The following is a 10,014-nucleotide window of genomic DNA, read 5'->3' as shown; positions in this document are numbered from 1 at the left end:
TCGAATCCGACGTGCTGAAGGTCGACTTCGCCGCGCTGGCCACCGAGGCCGGGCAGAGACTGCGCGTGGTGGGCAACCTGCCCTACAACATCTCGACGCCCATCCTCTTCCACCTGCTCGAAGCCGTCGACCAGGTGGTGGACCAGCACTTCATGCTGCAAAAGGAAGTGGTCGACCGCATGGCCGCCGCGCCGGGCAACAAGGACTACGGGCGCCTGTCGGTGATGCTGCAGTGGCGCTACGACATCGAATCCGTGCTCGACGTGCCGCCCGAGGCCTTCGACCCGCCGCCGCGCGTCGACTCGGCCGTGGTGCGCATGCTGCCGCTGCCGGCCGCGCAGGGTGTCGACGCCAAGCTGCTGGGCGAGCTGGTCACGGTGGCCTTCTCGCAGCGCCGCAAGCTGCTGCGCCACACGCTGGGCCGGTGGCTCGACGAGCGCGGCTTTGCCGGCGGCTTTGACACGCAGCGCCGCGCCGAAGAGGTGCCGGTCAGCGACTATCTGGCGCTGGTTCAGGCGCTGAAATGAGAAAGGGCAGCCGAGGCTGCCCTTCTTGCGTCAGACGCGCGGGAATCACATCACGCGGCAGTGAGCCACATCGAGGTGTCGAACGCGCTGCTCATCATCGGCATGTTCATGCCGAAACTTGCGTTGGCTGCATTCTTCGCCGCCGCCTTGGCCGGCTTTTCTGCAACGCTTTGGGCCGTTTCCGTAGCCCGCTCCCATGACCCTTGTTCTTGGGAGCGGGCTACTGAAAAGAATAGAAGCACCTGAATGGGATCTTCCGCTCGGCCCAGAAGTCGGCCGCATCGCGGAAGACATCGAGCAACTGCTCGCGCGCCTCGCGGTCGAAGCGAGGGTTGTCGGGCAACTGCTCCAGCACCACCACAAAGCCAGGTTGCGCACCCGACTTGTGGACCAGATCGGTCATGCAGTCGTACAGGGCATCCAAGTTCTTGCCGAAGTGCGCCGGGAACAGGAAGGCTTCGGCGATGGCCTCCATCACGTCTTGCTTCGTCTGGGCCGAAGTCAGGTTGGCGTAGAGGAAATGCTGGCCCGCGCCCTGCGCGGCCTCCTGCAGTTCATCGACGCGGTAAGCGCGTATCGACTGGACAATGTTTGGACGGACTGTCTGCAAAAGCATGGTCGCGTTCCTCCTTAGGTCAAAAAAATCTTCTGGGTTGACTACTGCACGATGCGGCGAAAGCTCGCGTAGTGGTCGCCCGTGTAAAAGCAGGCTTCGGGCGCGGTGGCTTGCTCGCCCCCGCACACGATGCGGCGCGCTCCGCGATTGCGCGCGCCCGGTGTCTTGACGGTGTACTCGCGGTAGTAGCCGCGGCGTTCCGGCGGAAGCAGGCGTTCGCGGTTGCCAAAGCTTCTGCCGTCTTGTGTGTGTGGGAATGGCCCCCCGGCGCGGATCAGGCGCTCGGTTTCCTGGGCTTCACTCGGCAGGCTGGTCAGCGCCACCACCTCGATGGACGGGGCCTCCTTGGCCGACACATTCGGCGCAAGGACTGCGGCACCTGCCAAAACGATAGCGAGCCCCAACTTCTGCGAGGGTGGCCATGCAGGCAGCCGACCGAAGAGAAACACGGGTTATCCCTGAAATCTGAAACCGTGATGGTACAGAAAGGGATGGGAAATCTCAAGCCGCTGCCTCAATTTGGGGCAATTGCAGCAGCTTGATAGTATGCGCCAACATCTTTACTGGCGCCTTGAATGCGTGATCCTTACAACTTGGTCAACATGCCTATCGGGTAAAACACGCGGTCATGTGTTTGTCACATGACCGTGCACAAACCTAGGCCATCCCGGGCATTCTTCGCACTCGGAAGGCGCCGATTTCAGCGCCCCGCATTGGCGTCGGCCACCGTCAGCGCCGTCATGTTGACGATGCGCCGGACGGTCGCCGACGGCGTCAGGATGTGGACCGGCTTGGCCGCACCCAGCAGCACGGGGCCGATGGCGATGCCACCGCCCGCGGCCGTCTTCAACAGGTTGTAGGAAATGTTGGCCGCGTCGATGTTGGGCAGCACCAGCAGGTTGGCCTCGCCGGTCAGGGTGCTTTCAGGCATGAGCTGCTGCCGGTAGGCAGCGTCGAGCGCGGCGTCGCCGTGCATTTCGCCGTCGACTTCCAGCCAGGGCGCCTCGCCCTGGATCAGCGCCAGTGTCTCGCGCATCTTGATCGCCGACGGCTGGTTGCTGGACCCAAAGCTGCTGTGCGACAGCAGGGCCGCCTTCGGCCGCAGGCCGAAGCGCTTCATCTCCTCGGCCGCCATGATGGTGATCTCGGCCAGTTGCTCGGCGGTCGGGTCGTAGTTGACGTGGGTGTCGACCAACATCACCTGCCGGTTGGGCAGGATCAGGCCGTTCATGCAGGCGTAGGTCTTGGCGCCCTTGCGCAGACCGATCACCTGGTTGATGTAGTGCAGGTGCAGGGCCGTGGTCCCCCAGGTGCCGCAGAGCAGGCCGTCGACTTCGCCCTTGTGCAGCAGCATGGCGCCGATCAGGGTGAGGCGGCGCCGCATCTCGATCTTGGCGTACTGCTGGGTCACGCCCTTGCGCGCGTTCATACGGTGGTAGGTCTGCCAGTAATCGCGGTAGCGGTCGTCCTGCTCGACGTTGACGACGTCGTAGTCGCGACCGGCCTGCAGGCGCAGCCCGAACTTCTCGCAGCGTGTGGCGATCACGGCCGGCCGTCCGATCAGCGTGGGCCGTGCCAGGCCTTCGTCGACCACCACCTGCACTGCACGCAGCACGCGCTCCTCTTCGCCTTCGGCATAAGCCACGCGCTTGTTGCGTGCGCCCTTGGCCAGCGTGAAGATGGGCTTCATCGTCGTTCCGGAGGCATAGACGAAGGTCTGCAGCTTCTCGCGGTAGGCATCAAGGTCCGGAATGGGCCGCGTGGCCACGCCGGATTCCGCCGCCGCCCTGGCCACCGCCGGCGCGATCTTCATCATCAGCCGCGGGTCGAAGGGCTTGGGGATCAGGTACTCAGGCCCGAAGCTCAGCGTGGCGCCGGCGTAGGCCGCGGCCACCACGTCGCTCTGCTCCTGCTGGGCCAGTTCGGCGATGGCGTGCACCGCGGCGATCTCCATCTCCACCGTGATGGTGGTCGCGCCGCTGTCGAGCGCGCCGCGGAAGATGTACGGGAAGCAGAGAACGTTGTTGACCTGGTTCGGGTAGTCGGTGCGGCCGGTGGCGATGATGGCGTCGCTGCGCACCTCTTTCACCTCTTCCGGCAGGATCTCGGGCGTGGGGTTGGCCAGCGCCAGGATCACCGGCTGTGGCCGCATCTTGGCGACCATGTCCTTCTTGAGCACGCCGCCGGCCGACAGGCCGAGGAAGATGTCGGCACCGTCCATCACTTCAGCCAGCGTGCGCAGCGAGGTCTTCTGCGCGAAGACGACCTTGTCCTCGTCCATCAGCTCGGCGCGGCCCTCGTAGACCACGCCCGCCAGGTCGGTGACCCAGATGTTCTCGCGCGGCACGCCGAGCTTCACGAGCAGGCTCAGGCAGGCCAGCGCCGCCGCCCCGGCACCCGACGACACCAGCTTCACCTCGTTGATCTTCTTGCCCGTGACCTTGAGCGCATTCAGCACCGCCGCGCCGACCACGATGGCGGTGCCGTGCTGGTCGTCATGGAACACCGGGATGTTCATGCGGCTGCGCAGCGCGCGTTCCACATAGAAGCAATCCGGCGCTTTGATGTCTTCGAGGTTGATGCCGCCGAAGGTGGGTTCGAGTGCGGCGATCAGGTCGATCAGCTTGTCGAGGTTCTTCTCGTTGACCTCGATGTCGAACACGTCGATGCCGGCGAACTTCTTGAACAGCACGCCCTTGCCTTCCATCACCGGCTTGGCCGCGAGCGGGCCAATGTCGCCCAGGCCCAGCACGGCCGTGCCATTGGTGATCACCGCGACGAGGTTGCCGCGCGAGGTGTAGCGGAAGGCGTTGGCGGGATCGGCCACGATCTCTTCGCAGGCCGCAGCCACGCCAGGCGAGTAGGCCAGCGCCAGGTCGCGCTGGTTGACCAGTTGCTTGGTCGCCGCGATGGCCACTTTGCCGGGGGTGGGGAACTCGTGGTACTCGAGTGCGGCACGGCGCAACTCGGCGCGCTTTTCTTCTGAGTGGCTCATGGCGGTTCTCGTCCTGGGTCGGCGCCAATGCGCCAAGGTGGGCAGGCATTGTAGGAGCCTGCAACGGGGCGGAATTCGCGTAACTGCGTACCGCGCGCGGTAGCGCCTCCGCAATACTCGCAGGCATTGAACACCAGCGCCATGTCAGCCCCGCCCCCGCTTCTACCGACACCCGCCGCGCGGCCGCGTCGCTGGCGGCGCGCACTGCTGTGGGGTGCGCTGATCGGGCTGCTGCTGGTGGCGCAGTCGCTGCTCGTGTGGCTCACGCTCGACTACGAGCACAACCGCGCGCAGGAGCAGGTTGACGCCGCCGCCGCGCTGTCGGTGGGCGAGATCAAGCAGGCAATGAGCCGCGACCTGCAAGGCCTGCAGGCCATGACCTGGAGCGCACCGCCCGTCGCGCAATGGCGCGCCGACGCAGCCGACCTGCTGCGCGCGCGCCGCGAGCTGCTGCGCCTGGAACGGCGCGACCCGCAGATGCGCGTCGAGACCGCGGTGAACTCGCCTTTCCTCGCGCCGATCTTCACGCAGATCCCGCGCGAGAACATGGAGTTCGAGGCGCAGATCGCCTGCACCAACGCGCAGCGCCAGGGCAGCCCCTCGTACGCGCGCAGCTACTTCGTGCCGGTGGCCGGCGGCCTGGGCCAGGAGGTGGTCGACGTGTGCCTGCCCGCGCAGGTGGCCGGCGAAACCGTGGCCTACCTGGTCGGCACCTTCTCGCTCACGCAGTTGCTCAACGAGGTGGTGCCGCCCGAGGTCATGCGCGCCTACGAACTCTCGTTCGTCGAAGGCGACGGCACCCGGCTCGCGCGTGCCGGCCTGCCGCGCGGCCTGGGCATCTACCGCGCTGACCGCGTGCTCGACCTGCCCGGCCTCACGCTGCAGCTGCGCGTGGACAGCGGCAAGGACCGCCCCCGCCTCATCCCCAACCTGACCACCGCGCTGGTGCTCAGCCTCTCGCTCGCGCTCGGCGTGGTGGTGCTGCTGCTGGCGCGCGACGTGCGCCGCCGCGCGCTGGCCGAGTCCGCGCTGGCCGAGGCGCTCGCGCTGCGCAAGGCGATGGAAGACTCGCTCGTCACGGGCCTGCGCGCACGCGATCTGCAAGGCCGCATCACCTATGTCAACCCGGCCTTCTGCCACATGGTGGGCTTTTCGGCCAGCGAGCTGGTGGGCCAGGCCGTGCCGCCCTACTGGCCACCCGAGCACGTGCATGAATACACCTTGCGCCAGCAGGTGCGCATGACCGGCACGCCGCCGCCGCGTGAAGGCTACGAGACCATCTTCATGCGCCGCAATGGCGAGCGCTTTCCGGTGATGATCTTCGAGGCCCCGCTGGTCGACGGGCACGGCCGCCACACCGGCTGGATGAGCACCGCGCTCGACGTGAGCGCGCAGCGCAAGGTCGAAGAGATCTCGCGCCAGCAGCAGGAGCGCCTGCAGGCCACGGCACGCCTGGCCACGGTGGGCGAGATGGCCTCGCTGCTCAGCCACGAACTCAACCAGCCGCTGGCCGCCATCGCCAGCTACGCCACGGGCTCGCTCAACCTGATGGACGACGCGCGCGACGCCGACCAGCCCGAAACACGCAGCCTGCTGCGCCAGGCCGCGCAGCGCATTGCCGAACAGGCCGAACGCGCCGGCCGCGTGATCAAGAGCGTGCACGACTTCGTGCGCCGCCGCGAGCAGGCGCGCGAGGCCATCCGCGTCGACGAGCTGATCGACTCCGTGCTGCCTCTCGTGCGCCTGCAGGCTCGCAAAAGCGGCACGCGCATCGAACTCGACCTGCCCACACCCCTGCCGCGCGTGGTGTGCGACCGCACGATGGTCGAGCAGGTGCTGCTCAACCTCACGCGCAACGGCATCCAGTCGATGGAGACCACCACGCCGCTGCCCAAGCGCGAGCTCACCATCCGCGTGCGCCAGACCCACGCGCGCTGGGTCAGCTTCAGCGTCATCGACCACGGCCGCGGCGTCGCCGACGAGGTGGCCCAGCGCCTGTTCACCCCCTTCTTCACCACCCGCAGCGAGGGCATGGGCCTGGGCCTGAGCCTGTGCCGTACGGTCATCGAACAGCACGGCGGGGTGCTCGACTTCCAGAACCTGCACGCCGACGCCGGCCCGGACCGGGCCAGCGGCGCCGAGTTCCGCTTCACGTTGCCGGCCGCGCAGGCCTCGGCTACAACCGCAGGTGCAGAGCAAGCCACCACCGCCCCCCCGTCATGAGCACCTACACCGCCACGCAACTCGGCCTGCCCATGGTCTACCTCGTCGACGACGAAGACGTGGTGCGCGACGCCCTGGCCTGGCTGCTGCGCTCGCGCCGCCTGCTCTCCGAAGGCTTCGCCAGCGCCGAAGCCTTCGAGGCCATGCTCGACTCGCGCCTCGGCCCCTCGCGCAGCGCACCCACCGGCAACTGGCCAGTGGCGCCGAGCTGCCTGCTGCTCGACGTGCGCATGCCCGGCACCAGCGGGCTGGTGCTGTTCGATCGGCTGATCGAGCGCCAGTTGCTGCAGTACATGCCGGTGATCTTCCTCACCGGCCATGGTGACGTGCCCACCGCGGTGGCCGCGGTCAAGCGCGGCGCCTTCGACTTCGTCGAGAAGCCCTTCTCCGACAACGCGCTGGTCGACCGCGTCGAGCAGGCCCTCGAACAAAGCGGCCAGGCCCTGCTGCGCCAGCGCGACGAGGCCGGCGTGCGCCGCCGTCTCGCCGAACTCACCGACCGCGAGCGCGATGTGATGCAGTGCGTGATCGACGGCCTGGCCAACAAGCTGATCGCCGACCAGCTCAACATCAGCGTGCGCACGGTCGAAGTGCACCGCGCGCGGGTGTTCGAGAAGATGGACGTGAAGTCCGCCGTCGAGCTGGCCAACCTGCTGCGCGGCGTCTGAGCCCCATCTGCCGACGCGGATAATGATCCGCACATGGAATCCCTCGGCGAGTTCGACCTCATCCACAAGTACTTCACCCGCCCCGTGAAGCGCGCCGTGCTGGGCATCGGCGACGACTGCGCGCTGCTGCAGCCCACGCCCGGCATGCAGCTCGCCATCAGCAGCGACATGCTGGTCGATGGCCGGCACTTCCTCTCCACCGTGTCGCCGCCGCGCCTGGGCCACAAGGCGCTGGCGGTGAACCTGAGCGACCTCGCCGCGGTGGGTGCGCAGCCCTTGGCTTTCAGCCTCGCCTTGGCGCTGCCACGCGTCGACGAAGTCTTTCTCGAAGGCTTTGCGCGTGGGCTGTTCGCACTGGCCGATGAACATGGCTGCGAACTGATCGGCGGCGACACCACGCAAGGCCCGCTCAACATCTGCATCACCGTGTTCGGCGAGGTGCCACCCGGCCTGGCCTTGCTGCGCTCGAGCGCACAAGCCGGCGACGACCTGTACGTGAGCGGCACGGTGGGCGACGCACGCCTCGCGCTCGAAGCCTTCCGCGGCACCGCAGCCCTGGCCGGCGAGGCCTTCGAGCAGGTGCGCGTGGCCATGGAGCAGCCTCAGCCGCGCGTGGCGCTGGGGGTGGCCCTGCGCGGTGTGGCGAGCAGCGCGATCGACGTGTCCGATGGCCTGCTGGGCGACCTGGCGCACATCCTCAGGCGCTCGTGCGTCGGTGCCACGCTGGAGGTCGACGCCGTGCCGCGCAGCCGGGTGCTGGCCGCGCAGCCGCTCGCCCTGCAGCGCGAATGCACGCTGGCCGGTGGCGACGACTACGAGTTGGTGTTCACCGCCGCGCCCTCGCGGGCCGCCGCGGTGCAGGCCGCGGCGCAGCGTGCGGGCACGCCGGTCACGCGCATCGGCCACATCGAACCCCGTGTCGAAGGGGCGCCCGCGCTGGTGCTGGTCGATGCACAAGGCCAGCGCGTGCCACACACCTTCGGCTCGTTCGACCACTTCAAGTCATGAGCCTCGCCCGGCCGCCCGAAGGGGCTCATTCCCGCCTGGCGGGATCACACGAAGTGCATAGGGTCCACCAATGACGACCGACACGCCGCTCAACCCGCCGCTGCGCATGGCGCCGCTCAAGCCCAGCGCGCGCTTCATGCTGCGCCACCCGGCCCACGTGATCGCGCTCGGCTTCGGGTGCGGCCTGTCGCCCATCGCGCCCGGCACGGTGGGCACGCTGTGGGCCTGGCTCAGCTTCCTGGTGCTGCAGCCGCATCTCAGCGAGTTGCACTGGGCGCTCGTGATCGGCGTGGGCACCCTGGTCGGCTGGTGGGCCTGCACCGTCACCGCACGCCACCTGCACACCGCCGACCCCGGCGCCATCGTGTGGGACGAGGTGCTCGCCTTCTGGGCGGTGCTGTGGCTCATTGCACCGGCCGGCGCCTGGGGCCAGGTGGGGGCGTTCGCGCTCTTCCGCTTCTTCGATGCCGTCAAGCCCGGCCCGGTGGCCTGGGCCGACGGCCTGTTCAAGGGCCGGCGCAACCAAGCCATCGGCTGGCGCCAAGGCTTCGGCATCCTGTTCGACGACTTCATCGCGGCCCTGTGCGCGCTGCTGGTCATTGCACTGTGGAGGTGGTTCTGATGCATGCACTCGAACGTTGGGACGTTTCCGTCGAAGCGCTGGCCGAGGTGCTGCGCGCGCGGGGCCTGCACCTGGCCACCGCCGAGTCGTGCACCGGCGGACTGATCGCCGCGGCCTGCACCTCGATCGCCGGCTCCAGCGACTGGTTCGAGCGCGGCATCGTCAGCTACTCCAACGAAGCCAAGACCGATCTGCTGGGCGTGCCGAAAGCCCTGATCGCGCGCCATGGTGCCGTCAGCGCCGAGGTGGCGCGCGCGATGGCCGAAGGGGCGCTGGCGCATTCGTCGGCCGACATGTCGGTCGCCGTCACCGGCGTCGCCGGGCCCAGCGGCGGCACGCCCGAGAAGCCCGTGGGCACCGTGTGGCTGGCGCTCGCGCGCCGCGGCCAGCCCGCGCAGGCCACGCTGCTGCAGCTGCAGGGCAGCCGCAGCGAGGTGCGCGAGCAGACCGTCGACCGCGCCCTGCAGGCGGTGCTGGCGTCTCTGATGTCATGAGCCTGCTGCTTGCCACCGACTTCACTCCCGAGGAACTCGAGGCCTGGGCCGCCGAGTTGCGCGAAGCCCTTCCCGGCGAAACCGTGCTGACACAGCGCTCGCCTGAGCAGGACGAGCAGGTCACCGTCGCGCTCGTCTCCAACCCGGCCCCCGGTGCACTGCAAGGCCTGCCGCGCCTGCAGTTCATCCAGTCGATGTGGGCTGGCGCCGACCGCCTGCTGCGCGACGACACCATCCCGAGCGAGGTGCTGCTGGCACGCATGGTCGACCCAGCCATGAGCACCGCCATGGCCGAGACGGCGCTGTGGGCCGTGCTCAGCCTGCACCGCGAGCACTTCCGCTACGCCGCGCAGCAACGCAGCGGCGAATGGCGCAGCCTGCCGCAACGCCGTGCCGATGAAGTGCGGGTGGTCGTGCTGGGCCTGGGCGAGATGGGGCGCACGGTGGCGCTGCGCCTGGCAGGCAATGGCTACGTGGTCGAGGGCTGGAGCCGGCGCGAAGCCAAGCTGCCGGGCGTCGAGACGCACATCCGCGATGCGGCCCTGCCGGGCATGCTGGGGCGAGCCGACATCGTGATCAACCTGCTGCCGCTCACCGCGCGCACGAACAGCCTCTTCAACGAGAAGACCTTCTCGCAGATGAAGGCTTGCAGCAGCTTCGTGAACCTGGCGCGCGGCCAGCACGTGGTCGATGCCGACCTGCTCGCCGCGCTCGACCGCGGGCACCTGCGCCATGCGGTGCTCGACGTGTTCCACACCGAGCCCCTGCCGCCCCAGCATGCCTTCTGGAAGCACCCGCAGGTGACGCTGCTGCCGCATGCGGCGGCGCAGACGGATCTGCGCAGTGCGACACGCGTGGCCG

10 protein-coding genes are annotated in these 10,014 nt (G+C 68.3%); 7 read left to right on the top strand and 3 right to left on the bottom strand.

What is annotated here, in order from left to right:
* On the top strand, nt 1-527 hold a 527-nt coding region (gene rsmA / locus VFL64_RS13410; protein WP_489540883.1), incomplete at its 5' end, for a 16S rRNA (adenine(1518)-N(6)/adenine(1519)-N(6))-dimethyltransferase RsmA.
* A 220-nt stretch (nt 528-747) separates the two neighbouring features.
* Here rsmA and VFL64_RS13405 read toward each other — a convergent pair.
* The 3 genes from VFL64_RS13405 to VFL64_RS13395 all read right to left on the bottom strand — a co-directional run bounded on the left by VFL64_RS13405 (nt 748) and on the right by VFL64_RS13395 (nt 4,138).
* Nucleotides 748-1,143 (bottom strand): barstar family protein, encoded by a 396-nt coding sequence (locus tag VFL64_RS13405; protein WP_489540882.1) that lies wholly within the window; start codon nt 1,141-1,143, stop codon nt 748-750.
* Between the two features lie 41 nt (nt 1,144-1,184).
* On the bottom strand, nt 1,185-1,529 hold the full coding sequence (locus VFL64_RS13400; protein WP_489540881.1) for a guanyl-specific ribonuclease: 345 nt from the start codon (nt 1,527-1,529) through the stop codon (nt 1,185-1,187).
* A gap of 314 nt (nt 1,530-1,843) precedes the next feature.
* Nucleotides 1,844-4,138 (bottom strand): NADP-dependent malic enzyme, encoded by a 2,295-nt coding sequence (locus VFL64_RS13395; protein WP_489540880.1) that lies wholly within the window; start codon nt 4,136-4,138, stop codon nt 1,844-1,846.
* Between the two features lie 141 nt (nt 4,139-4,279).
* On the opposite strand from VFL64_RS13395, the gene VFL64_RS13390 reads away from it, so the two are divergent.
* The 6 genes from VFL64_RS13390 to VFL64_RS13365 all read left to right on the top strand — a co-directional run.
* Nucleotides 4,280-6,361 carry a two-component system sensor histidine kinase NtrB gene (locus VFL64_RS13390; RefSeq protein ID WP_489540879.1) on the top strand — a complete coding sequence of 694 codons (2,082 nt, stop codon included), beginning with the start codon at nt 4,280-4,282 and terminating at the stop codon, nt 6,359-6,361.
* Nucleotides 6,358-7,029 (top strand): response regulator transcription factor, encoded by a 672-nt coding sequence (locus tag VFL64_RS13385; RefSeq protein WP_489540878.1) that lies wholly within the window; start codon nt 6,358-6,360, stop codon nt 7,027-7,029. Before VFL64_RS13390 ends, VFL64_RS13385 begins: the two co-directional genes overlap by 4 nt.
* Nucleotides 7,030-7,062: 33 nt before the next feature.
* Nucleotides 7,063-8,037, top strand: a complete 975-nt coding sequence (thiL, locus tag VFL64_RS13380) for a thiamine-phosphate kinase (protein WP_489540877.1) — start codon at nt 7,063-7,065, stop codon at nt 8,035-8,037.
* Nucleotides 8,038-8,107: 70 nt separating this feature from the next.
* Entirely contained in the window at nt 8,108-8,659 is a 552-nt protein-coding gene (locus tag VFL64_RS13375; protein WP_489540876.1) for a phosphatidylglycerophosphatase A family protein, read from the top strand.
* A complete protein-coding gene (locus VFL64_RS13370; RefSeq protein ID WP_489540875.1) occupies nt 8,659-9,153 on the top strand; it encodes a CinA family protein in 495 nt (164 codons plus the stop codon). Before VFL64_RS13375 ends, VFL64_RS13370 begins: the two co-directional genes overlap by 1 nt.
* On the top strand, nt 9,150-10,014 hold an 865-nt coding region (locus VFL64_RS13365), incomplete at its 3' end, for a 2-hydroxyacid dehydrogenase (protein WP_489540874.1). The genes VFL64_RS13370 and VFL64_RS13365, both read left to right, overlap by 4 nt.

It is taken from the genome of Rhizobacter sp., from assembly GCF_035702065.1.
Taxonomy (GTDB): domain Bacteria; phylum Pseudomonadota; class Gammaproteobacteria; order Burkholderiales; family Burkholderiaceae_C; genus Rhizobacter.
This window is presented reverse-complemented; position numbering and strand designations above follow the sequence as displayed.

Coding starts and splice junctions, on each gene's coding strand:
- VFL64_RS13405 (WP_489540882.1), bottom strand. CDS start 1,143: ATGCTTTTGCAGACAGTCCGTCCAAACATTGTCCAGTCGATACGCGCT.
- VFL64_RS13395 (WP_489540880.1), bottom strand. CDS start 4,138: ATGAGCCACTCAGAAGAAAAGCGCGCCGAGTTGCGCCGTGCCGCACTC.
- VFL64_RS13390 (WP_489540879.1), top strand. CDS start 4,280: ATGTCAGCCCCGCCCCCGCTTCTACCGACACCCGCCGCGCGGCCGCGT.
- VFL64_RS13385 (WP_489540878.1), top strand. CDS start 6,358: ATGAGCACCTACACCGCCACGCAACTCGGCCTGCCCATGGTCTACCTC.
- thiL (WP_489540877.1), top strand. CDS start 7,063: ATGGAATCCCTCGGCGAGTTCGACCTCATCCACAAGTACTTCACCCGC.
- VFL64_RS13375 (WP_489540876.1), top strand. CDS start 8,108: ATGACGACCGACACGCCGCTCAACCCGCCGCTGCGCATGGCGCCGCTC.
- VFL64_RS13370 (WP_489540875.1), top strand. CDS start 8,659: ATGCATGCACTCGAACGTTGGGACGTTTCCGTCGAAGCGCTGGCCGAG.